The sequence below is a fragment of the Pseudogracilibacillus sp. SO10305 genome, assembly GCF_037072005.1.
In the GTDB taxonomy this organism is placed as follows: Bacteria; Bacillota; Bacilli; order Bacillales; family Amphibacillaceae; genus Pseudogracilibacillus; species Pseudogracilibacillus intestinigallinarum.
Map to the genome: position 1 here is coordinate 239,419 of NZ_JAXHDE010000002.1, position 25,572 is coordinate 264,990.

Sequence of the window (25,572 nt, forward strand, 5' to 3'; positions counted from 1 at the left end):
TGGTTATATTTTACAAGATATGTAAAATAAGAAAAAGAGTAGAATGTATTAGAAAAATCTAGAAAAATAGTATTTATTTTACAACAAATACATTTTATTTTAAATCGTGAGACTAAAGTCTACTTTTATAATTGTTTTAAATATTCCATCATTTCCTTTTGTTCTACTCCAAAAAAGTGAACCATTTGCTTATAATAAGCAAAAATTTCTTCATATTTTGTCACATTAACTTGATTCGGAGTATATATCGTTTGTGTTGGAGGAACCATTTTTTCACAAGCATCCTCTATGCAATCATATCCACCATTTTTAGAGCCTGCAACGACTGCACCATACATTGCCGAACCAATAGCAGGTGTAATATCACTTGCAGATACACTAATCGGCTTTCCTGTTACATCCGCATAAATTTGCATTAACAATTTATTGCGTTGTGGCAAACCTCCACATGCAATTAACTCTTCAATTAAAATTCCTTCTTTTTGAAATGTTTCAATTATTAATTTTGTGCCAAAAGCGGTTGCTTCAATTAATGCACGATACATTTCTTCTGGCTTCGTCGCTAATGTTTGCCCAATAAACACACTGGATAATTTCGCATCCACAAGAGGGGTACGACAACCATTATGCCAATCCAATGCTAATAGGCCGTTTGCACCTGGTCCTAATTTAGTAGCTTTTTCTTCTAACAATTCATGCACCGAAATATTTCTTGTATTTGCTTCTTCCACTATGTACGCTGGAACATTTTCTTTTACAAACCAGGCAAAAATGTCACCTACTGCAGCCTGACCAGCTTCATACGCATAATAATTAGGGATGATACTATCTTTGACCACTCCACTTATGCCAGGTACATTTTTTTCTTCTTTACTTAGTAACATATGACATGTCGATGTTCCCATAACGAGCACCATTTTATTTGGCGTTGCAACCCCCGCACCAGGTACACCTGCATGTGCATCAATAATTCCCATCGCAACTGGAATTCCTGCTTGTAAACCAACTCTCTCCGCAAACTCTTCCGTTAGTCGACCAGCTAGCTCGCCAACCGATGCCACCTCGCCACCCAGTTTCGTCTTATATAACGAAGCAAGTTTTGGATGTAATGCTCCTAAAAAATCTTCGCTAACATATCCCTCTTCTTCATGCCAGGTTCCTTTAAATCCAGCTGCACAACTATTACGTTTAAACGAATTAGTCATTTGAAAGGTTAACCAATCTGCCGCTTCGACGAAAAAAGTTGTCGCATCATATACTTCAGGTGAATTCTCCAAAACTTCTAATACTTTTGGTAACATCCATTCAGATGAAATAATTCCACCGTATCTTGGTAACCATGATTCCCCACGTACCTTAGCCAATTCGTTAATCTTTGTCGCCTGTTCTTGAGCAGCGTGATGTTTCCACAACTTTAACCAAGCATTTGGCTCGCTCTCCCATTTTTCATCCAAACATAATGGAGAAAAATCTTCTTTTACTGGTAAAATTGTACACGATGTAAAATCCAATCCTATTCCGATAATATCTTCTTTTTCGATATTCGCTTTTTGTATACTAGCTGGAATGGATGTTTCCAATACTTCTATATAGTCAAGCGGATGTTGAAGCGCTGTTTCTCTCTTTGTAATCGCGGCACCATTCGGTAATCTGTCAGTAATAACGCCATGGCAATATTCCGTTACATCTGTAGCAACTACTTCGCCCGTTTGAACATTCATTACAATCACTCGACCCGAACCAGTACCAAAGTCTATTCCAATCGCATACTTTCCCATACTATCCATCCTTCATAAGTTGTATTTATGTTAATAATAGCAAAACTTTCTCACAAATCCTACAACTTATAATATTTGTTGACGAATTACATTTTTACTTTTCGGTACATATTTGATAAGTAATGTGTTTTAAAGATAATATGAAACGAAAAACCCCTCAATGCTATATGCATCAAGGGGTCCCTTGTATGACTCCGATTGGGCTCGAACCAACGACCTCTACCCTGTCAAGGTAGCGCTCTCCCAGCTGAGCTACGGAGTCGAATATGTAAGAACATGTATTATAATAGCCAATATATACGGCTTTGTCAACAAATAACATAATCAATGACATTATCTCTACACATTTTATTGATTCATAACGAGAATATTATTCGAGTATAATAAAACCTTTTTTGTAAAGAATATAAAAAAGGAGGTTTTGGCTTATGAATTGGTCACAAATATTAGCCTTAATTTTAGTTATAATAGGTGCTATTAATTGGGGCTTGATTGGTTTGTTTCAATTCGATTTAGTTGCATCTATCTTTGGTGGACAAGGAGCAATCTTATCTAGAATTATTTATGCATTAGTTGGGTTAAGTGGCTTATACGCACTAACTTTATTCTTTATTGGCATGGACGATGATTTTGTCGATGATGAAATGAGATCGAACAGACCGAATTATGGTACAGAGTTTGGTGATGATTTCGATCATTATACAAATCGGAATGATATAGATTAACTAGAGAGTAATAAAGTTTTCTTTAGAACTCGGAATCTTTTTGCTAATGAAAAACCCCCTTTAAGTTAGATCCTGATTTAACTTAAAGGGTGCACATATTTTGTGTTTATTCGAACGAATGTAATAATCCTAAAACAAAATCCATATTTTCCTCAGGATTTTCTATTTTAACTTCTGCATCGTAATACATTTCTGCTTCTTCTTCCTGCCACATAATTTCAACGTAATTATCTTTTACAGCTCGAACATGATATTCTTTGCCCTCGTATTCCACGATTTCTCCGTGTTCTTCATCAGCATTCATGAAAAATGGTGGTTCATCATCGCGCACTTTAAATTCTAAAGAAGGTGCATCTGAAGAACCTTCTATATCTGACGATTGTTTAAACGTAAGTTTGAACTCATGACTATTATCCTTTTCGCGGAATTCCTCCGGTTTTAAAACTGTAAAAATTTCAATTGATACTTCCTGTCCGTCTTCGAAAGGTAACTTTGTCGGCATTGGATATTTCGTGAAATCATAAGTTACAGGTTTTTCACCTAATAACTCTAGATCTGAGATAGAGGTTAAAACTTCATCTAATTCGTCTTCTTCAAAATCATCTATGTTTATGCTATAATCCATATCTTCATATGTATACATCAACTTATCATCATTTATATAAAACTCGATATCATTTACTGTATCAAATAATTCAGTATCATCATCTTTCATTTTATATTCGTTGTCTGTAGAATGAATGCTAATTGTTTCATAATCTTTATGTCTAAAGTGTATAGACATATCATCTAAGTCTAGTGAACTGAAGAATGTAGTCGACCCTGTTAATTCTTCTTTAGGATAAGGAAGCTCTTTTGGAACATAAAATGATTCAATATTATCCCAAGCTGTATTTAATTCCTCGTAAACATCAATCGTATTAGGATATAATTCTAAATTTTGAGGAGCATCTGTTTCCTCTTCCTCAATACCCTGTTCCTCTTCTTGATTTGTAGCTTCATTTGTTGTTTCGTTTTCGTCGGCTTTTGCCACATCATTGTCGGAAACATTGTCATTTTCGCTACACCCCATAACAATAATGCAGGAAAGTGTCACTATCGTGAATACTTTGAAAAAATTCCGCAATATAATACCTCCTATATTTTTCGTTAATATTCATATTTATACCATACTAGGATAATAATGTACATATAAAAAAAGATAGCATCGATTCGTAAGTATGCTCTAATTTATTAAAAATGTTATAAGTGGTGAATAATTAAAATATTATGTATGTTATTTCTTTCCTATTCATCCTTTTTAGGACTCACCAATATCGTTAAACCATTTTCATTATCCCACATTTTAACCCATGGATATGTATTGTTAGGTAATTTAAATACACGTTCTTCTAGAGGTTGTATGGACGTATTCAAAACATCACAGCCATGTATGATCGTTGCAGGATGTATATGAACGACTCTATTTGTGTTATTGAAATATACAAATTTCATTTTTAAAACTCCTCATCATAAAAGTTTTTCTTTTAAACATCATACAAAATTTTTACTCCCTTTGGAAATACCATCCATTTGTATTCTATCAAATATCATAAAACTGAGATTCAGTATTACGCTTATTAGGAAGGAAAATATGAAATACATAAATAAAACATCTATTAGTCATACATCTAATTACCATATTTTGTTGCGGTTTGGCCATTTATAGTGCAACATAGTTAATATGATAACAATAAAAAGTTGGTGATACTTTTGATTTCACGGACAATACTTCCGTTTTTAAAAATGTTAAGTTTAATATTTATTATTTTTTCGATCATTTACTTACTATTAAGGATTTCTACCGGATTCATAGTGCATAACTACGGGTATCTTATTTATTCTCATAATTTACAATTAAATTTAAAAGAAATAACGTATTATTTAGACTTATTTATTATTTTCATCAATATTATAGCTACGTCCATATATTTTAAAAATAAAATCCTTCCTATCCTTTTAATGATTTTTATAGTAGCTTATTTACCTTTGCATTTTATTTTTAAATTAGGAATAGAAGATGTGACAGAAGTAAAAAGTGAATACTTAAACGATACCTATTTAGTAGAATTGTTACATACACCAGTGAGCCGTGAAAAAATATCACTTAGTATTTTTGTATATAAAAAAGAATTTCCCTTCATGTATAAGAATGTTGGCAGAAAAATCGAAGTTTTCTCTAAAGTAACAGATGAAGAAACGATAAACTTATACAAAGACAATGCATACGAAGTAAGTGAAGATGGTAAATTTTTAACATATGGAAAATTTGTTATCCCTTTAGAATAATTAATAAAATATATTTTTAACTTTTAAAAACAATCAAATATCCCTATAAGCTCTAGAGATTTATTCTAGAGCTTTTAAAATGCAAAAATTTGCAATTAGAAATTTAAAACAAAACAACCAAAGCCTTGCATATAAATTATTTCTTTTTTAAAAAAACACGTCCAATTTATAAGTGTATTAATGGAAATTATCTTCCCTTAAGCCTCACCAATGCCAAACAAATAATACTAATCGATAATAAACTAAGCGCTGTACTTATATCTATCTCGTTTAATATATTTAAAACGAACGTACTAACACCCATAGCTAATGCAATAGCAATTAAAATGAAAGAAAATTTTTGATTCATCGTAGTACCCCCAAAAATAATTTCTTTAATCATACACCAAGGAAATGTGAAAGTCATTTTTATAAGATGAATTACTAGCATGATTTAATATATTAGTTTGTTACTAAATAAATCGATTACAATTACAATTTTTATATCTCCTAACATATTTACTTTTTAGTAAAAAGTGTAGCAATGAACTGAGTGTTAATCTACCCATCGGAATCCATTGATTCATAAATGTCGTCTTTCTAATTACAAATTTAAATACCGGATAAAATAAGTATATTATAAGCAGTCATCTCCTTATTTAATCAATATGTTAATTTCAGATGAGGTCAGATTAGTGATTAAGTAGAATATCAAAATGGATTAATATTGGTCTTGCTTTACAGCAAAAAATATAACATCTTTCATATAATAGTTGTAGCTTGAACATCCCCAAAGTTTACATTAGTTCTCATGTTACATGCACAAAATAATAAGGAACAAATACTGATTCCAAAAATAAAACGATTAGTAAGGATCGCCTTTTATGTAGTAACTAATTTTATTATATCCATTTTCATTCATAAAACCTCAATGTACGAGAATAATAAAAATGGAACTCTGGATTAGTTCCACATAAACCGATATAGTTTATCATTTCCTTTTTGTGGGAATATAAGTACAAACCATAATATGACAAGTGAAAACAAACTTGAAAGCTTTGCTGTTATCACGAAAATAACATATACCTTTTTATATAGGAAAAACATTTTCGTTATAACAAGTACTTTTAGAATAGGTGATCAAAATGAATTGGAAAAAACTGCTTGTTCGTGTATCTATCCCTGTCATTGGAGGGGTTGCTTCAGGCTATATAGCGAATCGTGTAAACGAGTCTCATTCAACAAAAGAGCAATACAGTAAATTGAAATCACCACCTGGATCACCTGCTCCTATTGTTTTTCCAATAGTTTGGACTGGACTGTACACGACAATGGGGATTGCGCACCATCTTGTTAAAGAAGAAAGAAAGCATTCAAATGTAGAAAGTACTTCCTATTACTCACAACTAGGATTAAACATGTTATGGTCATACTTATTTTTTGGTTTAAGATTACGTGGAATAGCTTTAATAGAATGTTTTATTCTTTTATCCACAATATTATTAACGACGTATCAATTTGGGAAAGTTTCAAAAACTGCTGGAAAGTTAATGATACCTTATGTTATGTGGACAACTTTTGCCACATACTTAAATGCTAGTACATGGTATTTGAATAGAAATTTATCAAAATTAGAGGAGGAATAAAATGGGAACTTTATGGACACTTATTGTTGGTGGTATTCTTGGTTGGTTAGCAGGGTTAATTATAAGTAGAGATGTACCTGGTGGAGTCATTGGGAATATTATTGCTGGTATCGTTGGTGGTTGGTTAGGTTCTATGTTAATGGGAGACTTTGGACCAGAAATAGGCGGTTTCTTTATTATCCCAACCTTAATCGGTGCAATTATTGTAATTGGTATCATAAGCTTCATTATGGGTAGTATGCGAAAATAATTTGTTTATTATGTGTAAATCCCTAGCATTAGAATACACACCTAATGCTAGGGATTTTTATTTGAATAAAAATATTATTTGTATTTTTTACCATGGTTAATATTACATCAATTAGCTCATAATTATACATAGAAATTAAAAAGGAGTGATTTGACATGGAGATGCAAAATAAAGTACAAAAAGAACTAAATAATTTGGATAGCGAACAAAAAGATTCCATCCTAGAAAATTTTGATCGCTTTAAACAATACCTTTTAGAAAAAATCGAAATTGGAGAAAGTATGGGATTAGGCGATGATAAGCTTGCAAAAGCAACGGAATTAGTTGCAAATTATCTCGCAAAACATGAAGAACCTCGTAATCGGGAAGAACATCTGTTAATGGAGTTATGGAAATCCGGTTCGAAAGAAGAGCAACAATCACTTTCTCATATGATCCTGGAAATGATTAAGAAGTCTTAAAGCGTTTATTTTCCATATAACAATGATTTCTTCAAAGATCTTTAAGTAAACTATAACGATACTATTACTTATATCCCCTAGAAATCACTATTTTTTCTAGGGGATATATAATTAAATAAAAATAATCCATAATATGAATGTCACTATAATCGCAACAATACCTTGTAATAATGTTGCCATCGTTTGTCCTTTGTATGCTTGAGTAACAGACATACCACTGAACTCTTTTACAACCCAAAAGTAACTATCATTCACATGAGATACAACCATTGATCCAGCTCCTGTTGCCATCACAACAAGTGCTAAAGGAAGTGCTCCTTCAATTCCTAATCCTGGAAGTAAAGGTGCTATTAAAGTTGAAGTAATTACTAATGCAGCTGTAGAAGAACCTTGAGCTGACTTTAACGCAGCAGCTATAATAAATGGTACAAAAACAAAGGCTGCTCCTGTAAAGAATGTATTGTTACCAAATGATTCAATAAAATCAACAATAGATGTTGAACTGATGACTTTTCCAAATGCTCCACCAGCACCTGTAATTAATAAAATTGGTGCCGCTTCTTTAATTCCAATTCCAATCCAATCTGTTAACGTTTCTTCATCATATTTAGGTAATAACATAAAAGCAAATAATATGCCAACTAATAAAGCGACAGATGGTGATCCTAAAAACACAAATATATCAAAAATAGTTCCCGACCATTCTGCAAAATTAATAATGGAACTAAAACCTATTAAAAGAATTGGCACGAGTATAGGTGCAAATGATTTCAACGTAGAAGGCATTTCCCCAAATCCTTGGACAATTTCTTCATAATCAAGTGAGAAGTCATCTTCCCCATCAATTTTTATTTTTGTCCCTACTTTTATCGACCAAATGTAACCAATTATTACCGTTGGGATAGCTACAACTAATCCAATTAAAATGATTGTTCCTAAATAGTTTTCTGCTCCAATATTACCCGCAGCAGCAATTGGCCCCGGTGTTGGTGGCACTAATGTATGTGTCGCATATAAACCTGTAGCTAATGCAATAGAAACAGAGGCCACTGCTACTTTTGCTCGCTTAGCAATTGCTTTTTTCAAAGAAGACAATATAACAAAACCAGAATCACAAAAAACAGGTATACTAACAATTGCCCCGATTACACTCATTGCCATTTGTGGACGTTTAGGTCCTATAATTCTCAAAACAAATTCTGCCATTCGATAAGCGGCACCTGACTTTTCTAAAATAACACCGATAATAGTACCAAAAATAATTACTAATCCAATACCAGACATTAGTCCACCAAAGCCTTCATTCACCGCAGTCACAACTTCAGTTAAGGGAATACCTGCAAAGATTCCTAAACCAAATGCAGCAAACAATAACGATAAAAATGGATGTAATCTTAACTTTGCTGTAGCAAAAATAATAAATAGAACAGATAAAATAATTAAGATAATTAAACCAATACCTTCCACCTACATTCACTCCTTTTCATTTATAAAAAGTTAAAATCAATGACATTATTTGTTTCGTTTGTTCGTATAGCAATGTTTCCGCTTGACTCATACTCTCTTCTAAACTTAACGGTCCATTGACAATGGAAAAACACCCTGCAAATTGGTCTTGTAATTTTTCATGGTTACTTTTGATGGATCCTGAAAATAAAACAGTCGGTACATTATATTGCTTCGCTAATGTAGCTACATAGCTCGGAGCTTTCCCATACAATGTTTGTTCATCTGTCTTCCCTTCCCCTGTAATGACGAACGTTGCATCTTCCAACTCTTGTTCTAATTCAATCATTTGAGCAATTAATTTAGCCCCTGATTTTAACTTTGCATGTAAACATAAAAGAGCAAATCCTATTCCCCCTGCAGCCCCCGCTCCTTCTTGATTTTTAAAGTTGTTTTGAAAAGCAGTCTCTAAAATACCACCATATCGATCCATCGCTTGATCAAATTGTTCTAAATTAGAAGAGAATAAACCTTTTTGTGGGCCATATACATATGTTGCTCCTCGTTTTCCACAAAGTGGATTATTTACATCTGAAGCTACTTTTATTTCCACCTCTGATTGCCATTTTTTTAAAGCGGTTACATCTACTGTATGAATATTTGATAAATCTTTACCAAAAACAGAAACCTCTTCTCCATTAATATCGTATGCTTTCATACCTAACGCTTGTAACATTCCTAATCCACCATCGTTAGTAGCACTCCCACCAATACCGATGACAAATTGTCGACAACCACGACGGTAAGCATCCTCCATTACTTCTCCCAAACCATACGAAGTTGTAATATATGGATTTCTATCTGAAAATGGTACTTGTTCTAAACCAGCAATTAATGCCATTTCTATAAATGCAATATGATCATCTGATATTCCATAATACGTATTTATTTTTCCTCCTCGTGCTCCTGTAACAAATACGTCAACTTTTTCAATATTTCCCCTATGAAATAAACTGTTTAATGTTCCCTCGCCCCCGTCTGCCATCGGTTTTAAAACGGTTCTGATCGACGGTTCTACATCATGTATTGCTTGAGCAATTATTTCAGAAACATCTGTAGCTTCTAAACTATCTTTGTAACTATCTGGCGCGATTACTATTTTCATTTTGCTACTCCTTTATATGAATTACATCTAATTTAAACGTATTCTACTTCAGGATGCAATATGGTAAATTCACAATTTTCAGAATAAAAAAGCACCTCTCTTTGTTCACATGCACAAAAAGAGGCTATATTTATGTCATTATTCTTTTATTTTTTGTACAAGGATACAATTGCGGCCATCATCACATCATAAAAGTTCCTGAAATCTAAACCAGTTTTTTTAGTAATTTGATTTAATCGATAATTTAATGTATTACGATGAATATGTAATTTATTTGCCGTGTCTTTTATTGATAAATTAGAACTGAAATATAATTCCATTGTCTTTTTATATTCTTCATCTAACAATGCAAACTTCTCTTCGTAGGGCGTACATATTTTATGAAAAGTTGCATGATCGATGGAATGAATAAGCTGTGACAACTTCCAATCCCTGCTAAAAGTAACTACTTCTAGTCCTTCCGATAAATATAAAGCTCTTTTCGCCTCGTGATAAGATTCTCTAATTCCATTTAATCCTTTATATAATTCTCCGACACCAATTCTAGAATCTTCATTAATCATTTTTAAAAGTTCCTTCGTTATTACATCTATATCCATCACGTTTTCTTCTAAAGCAATAATAATTTCTTCTGTTATATAAGCTAATACAAATAATGGCTCTACTTCTAGTCTTTTGAACAAACTATTTATCTCAGTTACTTTTTCTTGTAATGTTTCTCCCGTTAAAATAATTACTCTCCATTTTGCATTTGGATTAATCATCAATATATTTTGTAATTCCATCGACAAACTTTGTTCTTCTATTCCCTTTGGATGTAATAATTGTTGCAACCAGTAATGGAGTTTTCGATCTTGTTCATATAATTTTTGTTGAGAATCGATTTGATCTAACACAAGTTCTACCGTTGCTTTTACTAAACCAGACATTTTATATAAACTTTCAGGATTACCACTTACACCAACGACACCTAATATCTTATTCTTATGTACAATTGGCATGTTTACCCCTTCTTTTACCCCTATATAATTGCCGATATTATCTTTTGTAATCGTTAATACATCCTTCGTTCGGATAACTTCTATAGCACCTGCATGTTTTGTATTCATTCTTTCTTTATCTGTACTTGAGACAATTTTCCCTTGTAAATCTATAATATTAATTTCTAATGCAACATAGGATACAATTGCTTGAATAATCTTATCCCCAAGTTCGTTTGTAATCTTCAATTTTCACACCCCTTTTAACATACATCTTATCATTGTAGCTTTCCTACTTATATCACGAATCTTTCTATCATTTTTACTTTTTTTCACTTCACGGCTTCCTTACACGACAATATTATAATTTGTGCTACACTAGCCTTAAACTTTTTTGTTTACATTAAATTACATATCTAATATGAAAGAAATGTCCATTAAAAACCTATATATATTGATAACGTTATACATATATCATATTGATTGATTAAAAAATCATTAAATATCATCATAAAAAGAAAAATTGATGCAAATTTAAATTAGCATCAATTCTTTGATCCCGATTTTATCTGTCGTTATAAGTGTTATTTTTATAGATGAACCATTGACGAATAAATTATTTATTGGGATGTTATTAGTCGGTCTAAGTATTTATTTAGTTAACTATGAGAAAAAGAAATCAAGTGTATAATGATATACCTTATACAAAAAATATTCTTATGTACTTAAAAATAACACTATATCTTCAAAGTACATAAGAATGTTTTAGTAAAACGATCTCGTAAATTTTTAAAATTTTAATGCTAAGATTATCATCCTAGCAATTTTATAAACTGGTCTAAATTTTCTTTATGCCATTTTGCACCAATCATGAATTTATTCACTTTAAACGTTAGAATCCCATGTATACTCTCCAAATATAATTCATATCCAAACAACTTTTTTCTCCAATTAACGGATGTAATCTCTTCTTTGGTAAGAATAACATGGTTTTCCTCTACAATCTTTCCTGTCACATTATTAATCGGAATAATAATTAATTTGGAATTTGTTACATATAAAACATTGTATTGCACTTGTAGACTTGAAAACAAACCGCCTATCATATGATCTGTAAGCTTAGGCATAATTTGTCCCCAAACAGCAATCCCTTTTTCATCTGATATAAGTCCCTTTTCATTCACATAATCCGTGACCATTTCTTCTTTTAATAACAAACAAATCCCCCCCCTACGTAAATCATTCTCTATATCTAGTATAGCTTAAAGAATACTATTTGCCATTTCAATCATTTTTGCAACTTCTTTTTATTAATTCAGCTTTCACCATCAAAAATTTGTTAATTTTTCAAACTAATAATTCATTTTACAATTTTCATTACCTATAAAAATTATGAATACCATTATATAATGTATTTTTTCAAAGTATATAGTATGATAAAGGTAATTATTAGAGTGGATCTTTTTAGAAAGGAATGTATTGCCTATGTTTCGTGCAATTTCAGTTTTATTTATCATCGCTGGATTAGCATTATTAGGTTATGGTGGGTATGAATATTTCACTTCCAAATATAATGAGGGGCAACGCTTAAGCGAAGCGAAAGAATTTGTTTCAACAGATGTGAGGGAAGGTAATTTTGATTTCGATTATAGTGTTTTTGGCGAAGGAGATACAATTGGTGTCTTATATATTCCAAAACTGGATCGTGAAATCCCGATTGTTGAAGGAACAGATGAAAAAGAATTAGCTCAAGGTGTCGGACATTATTCAGGTACAGGCTTTCCAGATGAGAACAAACAAATCTTACTCTCTGGCCACCGTGATACTGTTTTTCGGAATTTTGGTGATCTAGAAGATGGGGATGAATTCCATATCCAAATGGAGCACGGAACATTTGTCTATGCCATTCGTGATAGTGAAACAGTCATCGTACCAGCAAATGATACGACTATCATCGATCCAAGTCGTGAAGATGAAGTATTAACTGTTTCGACCTGTTATCCATTCTCCTATATTGGGGATGCACCTGACAGATATATTTTACATTCTTACCCTGTAACAGAAAAATCAAATAAGTAATACATCTAATCTCCGAGAAAATTTATCGGAGATTTTTTATACGAATTTCTTAGCGTTTTCTCATTTTCTTCTCGCTTTTTTATCATTTTTTTCCTTTAGTATATAAGTATGAGTTGAAGGGAGAGAGAGAATATGAAAAAAATTATTGGTTTAGCAGTTGCTCTAGTTGTCATATTAGGAATTGGGTTCGGTTTAACTACAAAAGCGGATGAAATTACCGTCGACGATCATAACATAAATCAAGATGAATATGTAAAAGATGAAGGTACTAAAGCTGAGGAGGAAATTCCAGTAGATTCAGAGGCTGAAGTGGAAGATGAAGTTGATACAGCGGATGTAGACAAAGCTCCTGCAAAGGAGGAAGCAGTAACGGAAGCACCTGACACAACAGAAACATATCAATTTGAAGAAACAAAAATAATTGAAAGTAAAGTAGATATGAATGGTCATACGATGGATGTCGTGGAAGATAACCCATCTAAACGTATTATGTTAATAAAAGATGAAAATGGACATAAACAATATAAAACAATTTATGTGAAAAAGAAAAACTTCTTAAAAATTATCGATCTAAACGGTGGTATGATCTTCAAAGGAAAAGTGAGCTAAACAAAAACCCTTAGAGTGATACTAAATATCTAACTCTAAGGGTATTCTATTTGTCTATTTTAAGAAATCTGCCTCTTTATACGCTGGATTTGGATACGTGTAAAATCCAGCCCCACTTTGTACACCTAATTTATTTTTATCAATGAAATTTTCCTTTAAAAATGCAGCAATCTTTTCTGCCTCTTTATCTCCAGCAGCCGCCGCAGCTTTTGATAAGTTATAAGGTGTATTAATTCCTACAATGTCTAGAATCGCAAACGGCCCCATTGGAGCACCTGTTGAAATCATCCAAGTCTTATCAATGGTATGTGGATCTGCTACCCCGTTTACAACCATATATTGTGCAGAATTTAAAAATGGCACTAATAAAGAGTTTAATACATATCCTGGTTGTTCTTTATATATTGGAATTGGAACCATTCCAATTTCTTTCGCAAATTCAATTGTACGATCAAAAACAAACTCTTCTGTTCCTTCATGTTTCATAATTTCAGCAATATTAAATTTCCAAATTTCATTCGCAAAATGTAAATGTACATATCTTTCAGGTTTTTTTACGAACTGTTTAATCTGGCTCGGAATTAAAGTTGATGAGTTCGATGCGAAAATAACTTCGTCGCTCGCATTTTCAGATAATTCTTCATAAAACTTCTGCTTAATATCAAGTAATTCTGGTACTGCTTCAATAACTAATTGTACTTCACCAACCGCCTCTTCAATGCTAGTGAAAAAAACAATTCTATTATAAGCCTCATTTAGTACTTCATCTGTTAAGCCAAGATCAGCTTTATATCTTTCTTTTAATACGTCAAATCGCTCTTTTGCCGCTTCGATCGCCACTTCATTAATGTCATATACATGTACACCAAAACCATGTACTGCGGATTGAAATGCAATTTGACTCCCTAACACACCAGAACCTGCAACCATTATATTGTTTATTTCCATGTAAAAAACTTCCTTCCAGGATTGAAATCCAGCTAATTTTTAATCAACGTAATGTGTTTATTTTTGCCTTCCTAACTCTAATGTACACCTTTTAAAATATGGTTGCAAAGAACTGATTTCATTTAAATAAAGTGAGAAAAATACAAAAATTCAACTTATTATATAAAAAAATGACCCCAAAATTAATATCGGAATCATCTCTTAACCGCCTCAATATTTATTAAAATTATCTACTTTTAAAAAGGTCTCTTCTTACACATCTTTAATTTTTTTCATATAAGGTTTTGCTGGTGCCAGCTCGAAGTCATATGCTCGAATCTCGTCTAAGGACTCAAAATAACCATGAAGTGCATCTGTAATCATCAAATTAATAATATTTCCTGATGGATTATATAAGTATACTGGCCGACCGATGGCATAGGCATAGCCAACTTCAAATGCTGTCCCTGTATCACCGTAATTATCATCTAATATTGCAATTAATGCGTCACACCATTTAATATGGTTTATATCGTTTCGAAATACATTTGTACGCCATTCGAATGAAGCAAATTCAAATTCAGGCAATTGATTTTGGCGCGGTGAAAACATTTGATGTCCACCTTCTTGTAAAACTTGTTCAATATCTTTCACATGTGTTAATTCTTCCTTATTAAAAAATGGTGATGCAATATAAAATTTCATCGTGCTGTCTCCTCTTTCTTTCTCATTATTCATCTATATCGTAAAGAAGTATTTTTACTATTGCAATGTTTATCCAAATAATAATTGCGATAAATAAATGACACCTGTTACTGTAACGACACTAAACACTGTCGTAATAAGAACTGTTTGTCCAGCGAACTCAGGGTATACATCGTATTCCAACGCCATTTGTGCACTATTTCTTGATGCTGGAAATGAACTAGCTATTAATAATCCTTGTGCAGTGACACCGTCAAGACCGAGGATATATATAAGTGCCAATGCTAATGCTGGAGCAATGAGCAATCTACTAATACAACTTAATAATAATGTCCAATTCATCATTTTCAGACTCATAAAAGCTACTTGTGCACCTAGAGCTAATAAAGCAATCGGTAAAAATGAAGCATTGACCCCTTCTAAAGGAATCCAAATAAATGTTGGAATGGGAATATGATATGTATTAAATAAAAATCCTAGCAATAAAGCATATAAAATAGGATTTTTTAATATTTCACGGGCAATTTTAGACTTATCATATTTTGCACTAACCGTATTTAGTAATCCATATGTATGGGTAATAAACGTTTGAATCGTCATGACGACAATTTGAATCGTTACCCCTACTGGATTACTCGCGAATACTAATTGGCTAACAGGAAGTCCAAAATTCCCCGAATTCATTAGGACAACACTATTTTTAAAATTCGCTGTCATTCCACGATCTAGTTTCAAAATTTTTGACATTATTGCACCATACACCATTAATATAATGCTAAAAATAAGTTGAAATTTTAATATTTCAAAAAAAATCGTTTTATCTAAATTACTTTCATATAAATTTACGAATGCGACGACCGGTAATAAATAATATGTCGTAATTTTGGATAAAGTTTTTAAATCAAAATGAAACATACGGTGTAAAAAAATTCCCATACCGATAAGGATAAATACTGGTGCGATTACTTCGATTAATATACTGAAAAATAAGTCCATCTGTCTATCCCTTCTTTCTCTCTACATTCATTATAACTACCATCTACTAGAAAAGAAAATACACACATCAAATTAGATGTGCGCATTTATTTATGCTGTCGTCTCTTTTCTTCCTTTTAAAAACATATAAACCATGGAGCTTAATATGATGACATACCCGATTAAACTATATGTATCAGGACCTTGACCAAAAACAGTAAAACTTAAAATGGTAGTGAAAATAACTGTTGAATACGTAAAAATAGATATATCTTTTGCCGGCGCAAATTTGTACGCAAGGGTAATTCCAAACTGACCAATTGTCGCAAAAAATCCTGCTAGTAATAAATATGTTAATTGTTTCATTGTCATCGGTTCATAATAAAATATAAGAAATGGTAGTAAAACAACTGTTGAGAAAAAAGAAAAATAAAAAACGACTGTATAAAATTTTTCCCGATTTCCGAGCACACGTAATAATGTATAGGCTGCCGCAGCAAAGATGGCTGATAAAACTCCTACACCATACGGCACAATATCAATAGAAAATGATGGCTTCACAATGAATATCATACCGATAAATGCAAATACAATTGTCACTACTTGAAATGGTAAAACACGTTCTTTTAAAAATATTGCTGAAAAAATAATCACGAGAAACGGACTTAATTTATTTAACATATCTGCATCAGACATAACTAAATGATCAATTGCATAAAAAAGAAAAATAATCCCAATCGTCCCAAATATCGATCGTCCGAGTAAAACTAATTGGTTTTCCTTTTTACCAAAGAGCGATTCTTTATTATACATCACAAAAATAAATGCGATAATCGCTGATACAAAATTACGGAAAAAAGTTTTTTGAATCGATGGAAGATCTCCCGCCAATTTAACGAAGAGGGTCATGATAGAAAATCCAATCGATGAAATTAACATTAGTATGATACCTTTAACTATGTTGTTCAAAAAATACACTCCTACTACTACGATGTGTCTTATACTCTGTGAAAAAATCCCACAATGATATATTTTCTTATAAAAGAACATACAGTGCAAGAATTTTGATTTCTATGTAGATACAAATTACACATATTGTATAGATGGGTAACATTTCCCACATACGAATATAGCTCTACAGTGTACTATTTCCCCCAATAAACGCTTTAACTTCTTCTAATTTCGGAAAGCTCGCAAATGCGCCCAACTTTGTCGTCGTTAATGCTGCAACAGCATTTGCAAAGGAAATTATCTCTTCTACTTCCTGAATAGATAATGTTGATAATGTTTTGCTTTGCAATATGCCATATAAAATACTTCCCATAAACGCATCTCCCGCACCAGTCGTATCAATGGTGTACACTATATAGGAAGAAACATAACTAGAAAAATCATGCCACATATAATAACAACCAGCCGCTCCTAATGTGACAAAAATATACGGTATATGATAAGTTTCTCTTATTTTGGCAGCACCTTTCTCCACATCAGTTTCACCAGTTAAAAAAGTTAATTCTTCTTCCGAAAATTTTACGACATCCACATAAGTAAGCGCCTTTTCAATCCGTTCTCGTGCCACATTGACATCATCCCATACATCTTCCCGAAGATTCACATCAAAACTAAGCAATGCTCCAGCCTCTTTCGCAATTTTTACTGCCTGAAACGTTGCTTCACAACTAGTGTCATGTGTTAAAGATATCGAACCGAAATGAAATACTTCCGTATTTTGAATACTCGCTTCATCTAATTCTTCTACCGAAAGCAGTGTATCGGCCCCTAATTTTCGATAAAATGTAAAACTACGGTCTCCTGTTTCATCTAAATGAACGAACGTAATTGTCGTATGTGCCGCTTCTGTTTCCACTACTTGTGTCGTGTCAATGTGAAATTCCTTTAATATACGACGAATATATGCTCCAAAATTATCTTTTCCAACTTTACCTATAAATGCTGTTTCTTTTCCTAATTTTGATAAAACTGCAAGTACGTTTGCAGGGGCCCCACCGACATGTTGCATATATGTAGGGGTGTCTGTACTAGATACTGGTGTAAAATCAATTAAAATCTCTCCTATTGCTGTTACATGTACCACCCTAGAATCAACTCCTTTTAATACAAAACTTCATCATGAATGAGGTGAAAATCGATAACTAAATGTCCGTCATCTGATTCATAAATAAATTTTTTCTTTTTAAAATTCGTTAATGTTCGACTAATTGTTTCCCTACTCGTTCCAATCATATTCGCTAATTCTTGATTCGTAAACGCGGTCGTTAATTTATAATGTTTATTTCCTAAATCAACACCATGTGATTGTGTCAGTCGAAGTAGTAACTTTATAATTTGCTCCCTTGCATCATGCATCATTTTTTCATTTAAACGAATATGTAAATCATCAATTAGTTTATTTTGCATTTTTAACATTTCAATTGCGATACTCGGAAATTGCAATAGCATATTACTAAATTCATCTTTACTTATCGTTAAAATTTGTGCCTCTTCGTAAATAATTGCATTTGCAGGATAATCATGTTCTTCAAACATGCCCCGATGCGGAAACATCTCCCCTTCTTTTAAAATATTAATAATTTGTTCCCTTCCAGAAACGTCCATTTCATAAATTTTTACTTTTCCTTGCACGATAAAAAATAATTGTAGCATCGGATCATTTTTAAAAAATACGTGACTGCCCTTTCGCATCGTACGAATGTTCATCCAAAGTGCCAGTTGTTCTATAGATGGTTCATTCAAATGGCTAAAAAGGTGAATCTTTTTTAAATACGGGACGAGTCCTTGTTTCCTTCGTTCCATCACATTTTCTTCCCTTCCTATGACGTTTATGTGAATTTCCATTCAAATATGTGGCACGTATCACAGCAACATAGTGATACAAGTCACTAAGTCGCTTCTTATTCCATTATAAAATGAATGTAACATAAACAAAAGGAGGAGTTCATTATGAAAGATACAAAAGTACAAGAAAATAAACATGAACAATCTCTACGTGGCACATTATTTTCAACAATTGTCTTCGTTGGAGGAGGTATATTGAGTTTCATCATAATCTTATTTTATTTCTATTTAACACGATTATAAAAGGAGGAAAAGAAAATGAAAATGCATCGATTTGAAGAAATATTTTTAACGATTGCCTCAATTATCATTATCGGGTCCATGCTCGTGACAGGTTATCAAACGTTTGCATTAGGATGGGGACCACCAAGCGGCAAGGAAACAATTGATCCACAGAAAGTATCAGAAACGGCGCCATTCGATGAACCAGGCATCTATAAAGTCGGTGAAAATGAATATGATGTCATCATGACATTACAAACATTTAGTTTTGATCCTGGTGAAATTGTCATTCCAAAAGGAGCAAAAGTCAACTTTATTATGACATCCAAAGATGTCGTTCATAGTATTCAAGTCGTTGATACAAATATTAATGCAATGGTTACTCCTGGACATATTCAAAGAATCTCCCATACGTTTAATGAATCCGGTGAGTTTCTTATGTTATGTAACGAATATTGTGGAGCAGGTCACCAAATGATGAGCGGTACAATTATTGTCGAATAAAACTAGAAAGGAGGAAGTAAAATGGGACTTCCAGCAAAGAAATTATATGATCATACACCAATAACTGGTGAACATAAATTTTTAGGTACGAATAAGCAAGATTCAACATTGGCTTTAACATTTTTTGTAGTATCATTTATTGCTCTTTTAATCGGTGGAATTTTAGGATTATTACAAGGTCTTGAACGTGCAGGAGTCATGACAATGCCGACTTGGTTTGATTATTATCAAACATTAACAGCACATGGATTTATTTTAATCGTCGTCTTTACTGGAGCATTCTTAATCGGTTACTTATATGGAGGTGTATCACATGTTCTAGGGGGACTTCTACCGAAAGTACGAAAAATGGGGTGGACATCATTTGGTCTCATTACATTTGGTACGGTTCTAACAACCTCCCAAGTCGTCATTGGGGAAGCTTCCGTCTTATATACATTTTATCCACCAATGGCTGCATCCCCTGCATTTTATATCGGACTTGTCTTTATCGTTTTAGGATTATGGACTGCTGCATTTGGTATATTCATCAATGTTGCACATTGGAGAAAGAATCATAAAGGTCAACATATTCCATTATTCGCCTATTTTGCAACTGGTATTTTCATTCTTTTATTCGGTGGAACAATTGGTGTGACAGTGGAAGTATTTATGTTAATACCTTGGGCGCTTGGTTGGACGGAAACTATTAATGTAATGTTAAGTCGTACATTATTTTGGAGTTTCGGTCATACGCTCGTAAATGTTTGGTATTTAACCGCTGTATCTGCATGGTATGTAGCAGTACCAAAAATCATCGGTGGTCGTCAGTTTAGTGACACACTCGCAAGAATGGTCGTATTTTTACTTGTCATTATGAACATACCTGGTGGATTTCACCATCAAATCGTCGATCCTGGCTTTACAGAAGGTTTAAAATATATGCACGTATTTATGAGTCTGGCAATTGGTTTTCCTTCCTTAATGACTGCATTTGCGATGTTTGCAACCTTTGAACGTACTGGACGTAAAAAAGGGGCCAAAGGATTATTCGGTTGGGTAAAAATGCTACCTTGGAAAGATGTACGTTTTCTTGCACCATTTATCGCAATGGTTGCATTCATCCCTGGAGGTGCAGGTGGAATTGCCCAAACAAACTTCCAATTAAACCAAGTCGTTCATAATACTCTGTTTATTACAGGACACTTTCATATTACCGTAGGAGTTTCAGTTGCATTAACGTTTTTCGGTATCGCTTACTGGCTTGTGCCACATTTATCGAAACGTGTCATGACAAGCGCGATGAACAAACTAGCCATTATACAAGTGGCCTTATGGGTCGTCGGAATGCTCATAATGTCCGGTGCAATGCATACAGTCGGTTTATTCGGAGCACCACGTCGTACCGCATTCACTGATTACTTTGATAGTTTACAAGCGGCAGGGTGGAATCCTTACTACATGCTTATCGCTATCGGTGGAACATTGTTAATTATCTCAGTCTGTCTCGTAGTGTATATCGTTTTCCATTTAATGTTTAAAGCACCGAAAGGAGAAACAGAATTCCCTATCGCCGAAGTGGAAGAAGATGCACCAGCTACCCCAAAATGGACAGAGCGTTGGAGTTTATGGATTTTAATTATGGTCATTGTCGTATCGATGGGATATGTGATTCCATTAGTCGACTTAATTGTAAATGCACCACCAGGCTCTCCACCATTTAAAACTTGGTAATATCGCTTTTAATTGGAGCTTAAGATATTTATGAAATAGCTCGATTTTAGTGGAACATCCAGTTCATGAAGAAATGTGCAATGTTTTTACAGAAGTTCCCGTACATTTCTTCATACGTATATATCATTTCTAATGGTAGGAGGGAGGAAAATGAAACAGACAAAAATATCGATCACTGTCATTTTATTGTTCGGGCTTGGATTATTTTTCTTCGGTACTGATGGATTTCAAGCATTCACAACGGAAACAGCACGTACTCATAAACTGATTGAACAACAACCTACATTCCCGAATGTTGAACTAGAAGATTCTAAAAAACGTACGTATTCATTCGATGAATTTAAGGGGAAGTATGTTTTTATTACATTTATTTACACCGCATGTACCGATGTTTGTCCTCAACTCGAACTGAATATGTATGAAGTATATGAACAAATTCCTGAGACATATAAGGGAGAGGATATCGTCTTTTTAAGTATTAGTTTTGACCCTAAAAACGATACACCTGAAGTATTAGAACGTTATCGTGAATTTTTTCATAGTGATGGAGAAACATGGCGCATGGCAAGAATCAATGATAAAAAAGCATTGCAACAACTATTAGATTCTTTCGGTGTCATCGTCATACCAGATGAAAATGGCCATTTCCAACATAACTCAGCATTCTATATGGTGGACCGTGAAGGAACTTTAATCAATGTTCTCGACTTTACAGAAATTGATGAAGCAGCTGAAACAGTAAATGATCTATTACAAACCAACCGTTCAACCATTAAAAAAGGGGGGAAAACATCATGAAACAATTTATTTATGGAGTTATTTTATATGTATTTCTCATGATGCCCCCTGTCATCGAGTTAACAGAATCTATTATGAGTATTCATATGCATATGCAAATGCCATTTCTCGCAATCGTTGGGTTGCTTATGTACCCACAATTTAAAAAGTGGTTCCCTACTTTTTTTCATAAGTGGAATGAAAATGGAATCCCTGGGATGTTACTCTTTTTCATCATCGTTATTTATTGGCTATTCCCCCGAACGATGGATGAAGCATTAATGAATACATCAGTAGAGATATTTAAATTTATAAGTTGGCCGTTTTTAGTTGGTATACCATTACGTGATAGTTGGAGTAAACTGACAGACCGAGGTAAAACTATTAGTTTGTCCCTTATAAGCGGGTTGTATTTCCTTATGGGATTTATCTATATTTTCATCGATGAACAATTATGTAATAATTACTTACTTGTCGAACAAATAGCACTTGGATGGGGATTTTTAATTATCGCAATCAGTCTAACAGTCTATGTTTTACAAGCAACATTTATCGACTACTCCCAATATGAATAATTGCTTTTAACAAAAAATCTCTCACGTAGTACAAAACTACGGAGAGATTTTTCTTTTACCATTTTGTATGAAACACACCTTCACGGTCTACTCTTTCATATGTGTGAGCACCGAAATAATCACGTTGTGCTTGAATAAGCTCTGCTCCACTTCGCTCTGCACGATATCCATCATAAAATGCCATCGCCGCACTATATGTTGGTAGGGAGACACCACTTGCAATTCCATCCATTAAAAATGCACGCATGCTTGCTTGATGATCATTTGCGAGACATTTGAAATAATCATCTAGCAATAAATTCGTTAATGCCGGGTTTTTACGGTATGCATCACGAATTGGATGTAATAAATCGGATTGAATAATACATCCACCACGGAACACTTTAGCAATATGGTCTAATTGTAAATCCCACCCATATGTTTCTGATGCAACTTTATATTGCATAAATCCTTGTGTATACACTATTACACGTCCAAAAAGTAAAGCTTCTTTTGCATGTTGTATTGCTGTTTCCTTCTGCTGAATTTCTTCTTTTATAGGACCTTGTAATACATCTTTTGCTATCATCCGTTCTTTTTTTAATGCAGATAAAAATCGAACAAAAACTGCTTCCGAAATAGTCGTTGACGGAATTCCAAGATCTAAAGCATTCATGCTCGTCCATTTTCCAGTACCTTTTTGTCCGGCTCTATCCATTATAATATCGACAATCGGTTTACCAGTTTCCTCATCTTTATGACGTAAAATATGTGTCGTTATCTTTAATAAATAACTATTTAATTCTGTTTCATTCCACGCTTCAAAAATATTCGCAATCTCATCTGGACTTAGATGAACGACATAACGTAAAAACTGATATGTCTCCGTAATTAATTGCATATCGGCATACTCAATGCCATTATGCACCATTTTAACGTAATGGCCTGCGCCTTCCTTCCCTATATACGTACAACACGGTTCCCCATTAACTTGTGCAGCAATTTTTTCTAAAATGGGACTAACCTTTGCATATGCTGCTTTATCCCCGCTCGGCATTAATGATGGGCCGTGAAGCGCTCCTTCCTCTCCACCAGATACACCAACACCAATAAAATGGATGCCATGTTCCCGCAATGTTTGGTAACGTTCATTCGAATCGATAAAATTTGCATTCCCGCCATCCATAATAATGTCACCTTCATCTAACAACGGAAAAAGGCTATCAATGACAGATGTTGTTACATCTCCTGCCGTAACCATTAGAAAAATTTTCCGCGGTTTTTCCAATGATTGCACAAATGAAGAAAGATCTGTATAAGGATCAGCATGCTCGTGTGGGAACTGTTCCATAAATTGTGTCGTTAAGTCATCCGTATAATTGTATAATGCAACACGCTCACCTTTGTTCAACATATTTTTCGCAAGGCTCGCCCCCATGACACCAAGTCCATACAACCCAATTGTATTTTTCATTTCCATTTTTCCTTTCTAATCGAAACATGAAAATATTCATGTTTCATATTGTTTTTATTTTTATACAAATACACTTAATAATAAAACGAAAATTAACCCGACAACCGAAATAATAGTTTCTAATAATGTCCATGTGTAAAATGTTTCTTTTATATTTAAACCGAAAAATTCTTTGAACATCCAAAATCCCGCATCGTTTACGTGAGATGCAATTAAACTTCCTGCTCCTGTAGCAAGTACCATTAATGCGACATTGACATCAGACCCTTGCATGAGAGGAATAACAAGTCCTGCTGTCGTTAATGCTGCAACTGTTGCAGAACCTAATGCAATACGTAAAACAGCAGCAATAATCCAAGCGAGTAAAATAGGAGAAATATTTACTCCTGTGAAAATTTGTTCTACAGCATCACCGACACCACCGTCAATGAGAACTTGTTTAAATACACCGCCACCACCGATAATTAGAAGCATCATACCAATTGCTTTAATCGATTCTTCTGCGGAATGCATCACTTGTTTCATTGGAATATTTCGTGCAACTCCCATCGTATAAATCGCAATTAAGACGGAAATCAATAATGCCGTTGTCGGTTCTCCGATAAATTGTAATGATTTTGTGACGATATTTTCTTGTAAGCCGTATACATCTTGTAATAACATTACAATCGTTGATATTGCCATTAATATAACTGGAAATAAGGAAGTTAACACACTTATACCAAACTTTGGCGTGTCTGCTAAATTAAACTCCTTCACTTCGCCAATGGCACTTTCATCGCCACTTTTTGTAAATACATCTGGTGCGACCTTCTTTAATACATAAGCAAAAACCGGTCCTGCAATAATAACTGTTGGAACAGCAATAATAAATCCATATAATAAAACTAAACCGATGTTCGCTTCAAATTGTTGTGCAATAACGGTCGGACCTGGATGTGGTGGCAAAAATCCATGTGTGACAGATAATGCTGCCGCCATCGGGATCCCTAAATATAACATGGATACACGTAGCTGTTTTGCAATTTGAAAAACGATTGGAATTAATAAAACTAAACCTACTTCAAAGAACAATGCAATACCAATAATGAACGAAGCTATAACGACTGCCCATTGAATATGCTTTTCTCCAAACTTATCAATCAATGTCATCGCAATTCGTTGTGCTCCGCCAGCATCCGATACGAGTCTACCTAAAATCGCCCCTAAACCAAAAATAAGTGCGATACTTCCAAGTGTTCCACCCATTCCATCCGTAATCGTCCCGACTATTTCATCTACCGGCATTTTTAATGCGAATGCAACTAAAAATGAAACGATAATAAGTGATATAAATGTATTAATTTGTAATTTCATAATTAAAATTAATAACGCAATGACACCTAAAGCAACAATGATTAACGGGTAAAATTCATTCAT

The 25,572-nt window shown here is 33.5% G+C and carries 27 protein-coding genes and 1 tRNA gene; 11 read left to right on the forward strand and 17 right to left on the reverse strand.

Features of this window, described 5'->3' with window-relative positions; translation table 11 throughout:
- Positions 1 to 125 precede the first annotated feature (125 nt).
- Positions 126 to 1,787 (reverse strand): ribulokinase, encoded by a 1,662-nt coding sequence (locus SPD45_RS03740; protein WP_442961982.1) that lies wholly within the window; start codon positions 1,785 to 1,787, stop codon positions 126 to 128.
- A gap of 180 nt (positions 1,788 to 1,967) precedes the next feature.
- A tRNA-Val gene (locus tag SPD45_RS03745) sits at positions 1,968 to 2,040 on the reverse strand.
- Between the two features lie 166 nt (positions 2,041 to 2,206).
- On the opposite strand from SPD45_RS03745, the gene SPD45_RS03750 reads away from it, so the two are divergent.
- Entirely contained in the window at positions 2,207 to 2,503 is a 297-nt protein-coding gene (locus SPD45_RS03750) for a DUF378 domain-containing protein (protein ID WP_336266340.1), read from the forward strand.
- 106 nt (positions 2,504 to 2,609) lie between these two features.
- Here SPD45_RS03750 and SPD45_RS03755 read toward each other — a convergent pair whose 3' ends face one another.
- Together SPD45_RS03755 and SPD45_RS03760 are read right to left on the reverse strand one after the other, a co-directional pair.
- A complete protein-coding gene (locus SPD45_RS03755; protein ID WP_336266341.1) occupies positions 2,610 to 3,629 on the reverse strand; it encodes a hypothetical protein in 1,020 nt (339 codons plus the stop codon).
- A 161-nt stretch (positions 3,630 to 3,790) separates the two neighbouring features.
- Positions 3,791 to 3,997 (reverse strand): hypothetical protein, encoded by a 207-nt coding sequence (locus SPD45_RS03760; protein WP_336266342.1) that lies wholly within the window; start codon positions 3,995 to 3,997, stop codon positions 3,791 to 3,793.
- Between the two features lie 567 nt (positions 3,998 to 4,564).
- Between SPD45_RS03760 and SPD45_RS03765 the strand changes: the two genes are divergently transcribed.
- Positions 4,565 to 4,831, forward strand: coding sequence for a hypothetical protein (locus SPD45_RS03765; protein WP_336266344.1), 267 nt, complete (start codon positions 4,565 to 4,567; stop codon positions 4,829 to 4,831).
- 187 nt (positions 4,832 to 5,018) lie between these two features.
- On the opposite strand, the gene SPD45_RS03770 is transcribed toward SPD45_RS03765, so the two are convergent.
- Positions 5,019 to 5,180, reverse strand: coding sequence for a hypothetical protein (locus tag SPD45_RS03770; protein ID WP_336266345.1), 162 nt, complete (start codon positions 5,178 to 5,180; stop codon positions 5,019 to 5,021).
- 775 nt (positions 5,181 to 5,955) lie between these two features.
- On the opposite strand from SPD45_RS03770, the gene SPD45_RS03775 reads away from it, so the two are divergent.
- The 3 genes from SPD45_RS03775 to SPD45_RS03785 all read left to right on the forward strand — a co-directional run bounded on the left by SPD45_RS03775 (position 5,956) and on the right by SPD45_RS03785 (position 7,167).
- Entirely contained in the window at positions 5,956 to 6,456 is a 501-nt protein-coding gene (locus SPD45_RS03775; RefSeq protein ID WP_336266347.1) for a TspO/MBR family protein, read from the forward strand.
- Between the two features lies 1 nt (position 6,457).
- Complete coding sequence (locus tag SPD45_RS03780; RefSeq protein ID WP_336266348.1) at positions 6,458 to 6,706, forward strand: GlsB/YeaQ/YmgE family stress response membrane protein; 249 nt, start codon at positions 6,458 to 6,460, stop codon at positions 6,704 to 6,706.
- 155 nt (positions 6,707 to 6,861) lie between these two features.
- Positions 6,862 to 7,167, forward strand: coding sequence for a DUF3243 family protein (locus SPD45_RS03785; protein WP_336266349.1), 306 nt, complete (start codon positions 6,862 to 6,864; stop codon positions 7,165 to 7,167).
- Between the two features lie 111 nt (positions 7,168 to 7,278).
- Here SPD45_RS03785 and SPD45_RS03790 read toward each other — a convergent pair whose 3' ends face one another.
- The 4 genes from SPD45_RS03790 to SPD45_RS03810 form a co-directional block, all read right to left on the reverse strand.
- Positions 7,279 to 8,634 (reverse strand): GntP family permease, encoded by a 1,356-nt coding sequence (locus SPD45_RS03790; protein WP_336266350.1) that lies wholly within the window; start codon positions 8,632 to 8,634, stop codon positions 7,279 to 7,281.
- Positions 8,635 to 8,650: 16 nt separating this feature from the next.
- Entirely contained in the window at positions 8,651 to 9,778 is a 1,128-nt protein-coding gene (locus SPD45_RS03795) for a glycerate kinase (RefSeq protein WP_336266351.1), read from the reverse strand.
- A 146-nt stretch (positions 9,779 to 9,924) separates the two neighbouring features.
- A complete protein-coding gene (locus SPD45_RS03800; RefSeq protein ID WP_336266352.1) occupies positions 9,925 to 11,007 on the reverse strand; it encodes a CdaR family transcriptional regulator in 1,083 nt (360 codons plus the stop codon).
- A 563-nt stretch (positions 11,008 to 11,570) separates the two neighbouring features.
- On the reverse strand, positions 11,571 to 11,975 hold the full coding sequence (locus tag SPD45_RS03810; protein ID WP_336266356.1) for a hypothetical protein: 405 nt from the start codon (positions 11,973 to 11,975) through the stop codon (positions 11,571 to 11,573).
- 268 nt (positions 11,976 to 12,243) lie between these two features.
- On the opposite strand from SPD45_RS03810, the gene SPD45_RS03815 reads away from it, so the two are divergent.
- Both SPD45_RS03815 and SPD45_RS03820 read left to right on the forward strand, forming a co-directional pair.
- Positions 12,244 to 12,837 carry a class D sortase gene (locus tag SPD45_RS03815; protein ID WP_336266357.1) on the forward strand — a complete coding sequence of 198 codons (594 nt, stop codon included), beginning with the start codon at positions 12,244 to 12,246 and terminating at the stop codon, positions 12,835 to 12,837.
- A 132-nt stretch (positions 12,838 to 12,969) separates the two neighbouring features.
- The gene (locus SPD45_RS03820) at positions 12,970 to 13,446 is read left to right on the forward strand and encodes a hypothetical protein (protein WP_336266358.1); all 477 of its coding nucleotides are present in this window, start codon (positions 12,970 to 12,972) and stop codon (positions 13,444 to 13,446) included.
- A 54-nt stretch (positions 13,447 to 13,500) separates the two neighbouring features.
- Here SPD45_RS03820 and SPD45_RS03825 read toward each other — a convergent pair whose 3' ends face one another.
- The 6 genes from SPD45_RS03825 to SPD45_RS03850 form a co-directional block, all read right to left on the reverse strand.
- A complete protein-coding gene (locus tag SPD45_RS03825) occupies positions 13,501 to 14,394 on the reverse strand; it encodes a 3-hydroxyacyl-CoA dehydrogenase (RefSeq protein ID WP_336266359.1) in 894 nt (297 codons plus the stop codon).
- Positions 14,395 to 14,646: 252 nt separating this feature from the next.
- Entirely contained in the window at positions 14,647 to 15,078 is a 432-nt protein-coding gene (locus SPD45_RS03830) for a nucleoside 2-deoxyribosyltransferase (RefSeq protein ID WP_336266360.1), read from the reverse strand.
- Positions 15,079 to 15,147: 69 nt separating this feature from the next.
- Entirely contained in the window at positions 15,148 to 16,074 is a 927-nt protein-coding gene (locus SPD45_RS03835; protein WP_336266361.1) for an AEC family transporter, read from the reverse strand.
- Positions 16,075 to 16,164: 90 nt separating this feature from the next.
- Positions 16,165 to 17,022: a DMT family transporter gene (locus SPD45_RS03840; RefSeq protein ID WP_336266362.1), complete on the reverse strand. Its 858-nt coding sequence runs from the start codon at positions 17,020 to 17,022 to the stop codon at positions 16,165 to 16,167.
- Between the two features lie 166 nt (positions 17,023 to 17,188).
- Positions 17,189 to 18,148 carry a carbohydrate kinase family protein gene (locus tag SPD45_RS03845; RefSeq protein ID WP_336266363.1) on the reverse strand — a complete coding sequence of 320 codons (960 nt, stop codon included), beginning with the start codon at positions 18,146 to 18,148 and terminating at the stop codon, positions 17,189 to 17,191.
- Between the two features lie 17 nt (positions 18,149 to 18,165).
- Entirely contained in the window at positions 18,166 to 18,867 is a 702-nt protein-coding gene (locus SPD45_RS03850; protein WP_336266364.1) for a Crp/Fnr family transcriptional regulator, read from the reverse strand.
- A gap of 300 nt (positions 18,868 to 19,167) precedes the next feature.
- Here SPD45_RS03850 and SPD45_RS03855 point away from each other — a divergent pair, with 300 nt between their 5' ends.
- The 4 genes from SPD45_RS03855 (at position 19,168) to SPD45_RS03870 (ending at position 22,700) form a co-directional block, all read left to right on the forward strand.
- Entirely contained in the window at positions 19,168 to 19,635 is a 468-nt protein-coding gene (locus SPD45_RS03855) for a cytochrome c oxidase subunit II (protein WP_336266365.1), read from the forward strand.
- Positions 19,636 to 19,656: 21 nt separating this feature from the next.
- A complete protein-coding gene (locus SPD45_RS03860) occupies positions 19,657 to 21,348 on the forward strand; it encodes a cbb3-type cytochrome c oxidase subunit I (protein WP_336266366.1) in 1,692 nt (563 codons plus the stop codon).
- Between the two features lie 150 nt (positions 21,349 to 21,498).
- The gene (locus tag SPD45_RS03865) at positions 21,499 to 22,146 is read left to right on the forward strand and encodes an SCO family protein (protein ID WP_336266367.1); all 648 of its coding nucleotides are present in this window, start codon (positions 21,499 to 21,501) and stop codon (positions 22,144 to 22,146) included.
- Complete coding sequence (locus tag SPD45_RS03870; RefSeq protein ID WP_336266368.1) at positions 22,143 to 22,700, forward strand: hypothetical protein; 558 nt, start codon at positions 22,143 to 22,145, stop codon at positions 22,698 to 22,700. Before SPD45_RS03865 ends, SPD45_RS03870 begins: the two co-directional genes overlap by 4 nt.
- Positions 22,701 to 22,755: 55 nt before the next feature.
- Here SPD45_RS03870 and gnd read toward each other — a convergent pair whose 3' ends face one another.
- Both gnd and SPD45_RS03880 read right to left on the reverse strand, forming a co-directional pair.
- Complete coding sequence (gene gnd, locus SPD45_RS03875; protein WP_336266369.1) at positions 22,756 to 24,153, reverse strand: decarboxylating NADP(+)-dependent phosphogluconate dehydrogenase; 1,398 nt, start codon at positions 24,151 to 24,153, stop codon at positions 22,756 to 22,758.
- Between the two features lie 60 nt (positions 24,154 to 24,213).
- Complete coding sequence (locus SPD45_RS03880) at positions 24,214 to 25,572, reverse strand: gluconate:H+ symporter (protein WP_336266370.1); 1,359 nt, start codon at positions 25,570 to 25,572, stop codon at positions 24,214 to 24,216.

What these genes read in the sequence shown, in the direction of transcription:
- SPD45_RS03870 (WP_336266368.1), top strand. Translation starts at nt 22,143, where the DNA reads ATGAAACAATTTATTTATGGAGTTATTTTATATGTATTTCTCATGATG.
- SPD45_RS03825 (WP_336266359.1), bottom strand. Translation starts at nt 14,394, where the DNA reads ATGGAAATAAACAATATAATGGTTGCAGGTTCTGGTGTGTTAGGGAGT.
- SPD45_RS03760 (WP_336266342.1), bottom strand. Translation starts at nt 3,997, where the DNA reads ATGAAATTTGTATATTTCAATAACACAAATAGAGTCGTTCATATACAT.
- SPD45_RS03750 (WP_336266340.1), top strand. Translation starts at nt 2,207, where the DNA reads ATGAATTGGTCACAAATATTAGCCTTAATTTTAGTTATAATAGGTGCT.
- SPD45_RS03795 (WP_336266351.1), bottom strand. Translation starts at nt 9,778, where the DNA reads ATGAAAATAGTAATCGCGCCAGATAGTTACAAAGATAGTTTAGAAGCT.
- SPD45_RS03820 (WP_336266358.1), top strand. Translation starts at nt 12,970, where the DNA reads ATGAAAAAAATTATTGGTTTAGCAGTTGCTCTAGTTGTCATATTAGGA.
- SPD45_RS03740 (WP_442961982.1), bottom strand. Translation starts at nt 1,787, where the DNA reads ATGGATAGTATGGGAAAGTATGCGATTGGAATAGACTTTGGTACTGGT.
- SPD45_RS03860 (WP_336266366.1), top strand. Translation starts at nt 19,657, where the DNA reads ATGGGACTTCCAGCAAAGAAATTATATGATCATACACCAATAACTGGT.
- SPD45_RS03855 (WP_336266365.1), top strand. Translation starts at nt 19,168, where the DNA reads ATGAAAATGCATCGATTTGAAGAAATATTTTTAACGATTGCCTCAATT.
- SPD45_RS03775 (WP_336266347.1), top strand. Translation starts at nt 5,956, where the DNA reads ATGAATTGGAAAAAACTGCTTGTTCGTGTATCTATCCCTGTCATTGGA.
- SPD45_RS03770 (WP_336266345.1), bottom strand. Translation starts at nt 5,180, where the DNA reads ATGAATCAAAAATTTTCTTTCATTTTAATTGCTATTGCATTAGCTATG.
- SPD45_RS03865 (WP_336266367.1), top strand. Translation starts at nt 21,499, where the DNA reads ATGAAACAGACAAAAATATCGATCACTGTCATTTTATTGTTCGGGCTT.
- SPD45_RS03815 (WP_336266357.1), top strand. Translation starts at nt 12,244, where the DNA reads ATGTTTCGTGCAATTTCAGTTTTATTTATCATCGCTGGATTAGCATTA.
- SPD45_RS03830 (WP_336266360.1), bottom strand. Translation starts at nt 15,078, where the DNA reads ATGAAATTTTATATTGCATCACCATTTTTTAATAAGGAAGAATTAACA.
- gnd (WP_336266369.1), bottom strand. Translation starts at nt 24,153, where the DNA reads ATGAAAAATACAATTGGGTTGTATGGACTTGGTGTCATGGGGGCGAGC.
- SPD45_RS03780 (WP_336266348.1), top strand. Translation starts at nt 6,458, where the DNA reads ATGGGAACTTTATGGACACTTATTGTTGGTGGTATTCTTGGTTGGTTA.
- SPD45_RS03785 (WP_336266349.1), top strand. Translation starts at nt 6,862, where the DNA reads ATGGAGATGCAAAATAAAGTACAAAAAGAACTAAATAATTTGGATAGC.
- SPD45_RS03880 (WP_336266370.1), bottom strand. Translation starts at nt 25,572, where the DNA reads ATGAATGAATTTTACCCGTTAATCATTGTTGCTTTAGGTGTCATTGCG.
- SPD45_RS03850 (WP_336266364.1), bottom strand. Translation starts at nt 18,867, where the DNA reads ATGGAACGAAGGAAACAAGGACTCGTCCCGTATTTAAAAAAGATTCAC.
- SPD45_RS03835 (WP_336266361.1), bottom strand. Translation starts at nt 16,074, where the DNA reads ATGGACTTATTTTTCAGTATATTAATCGAAGTAATCGCACCAGTATTT.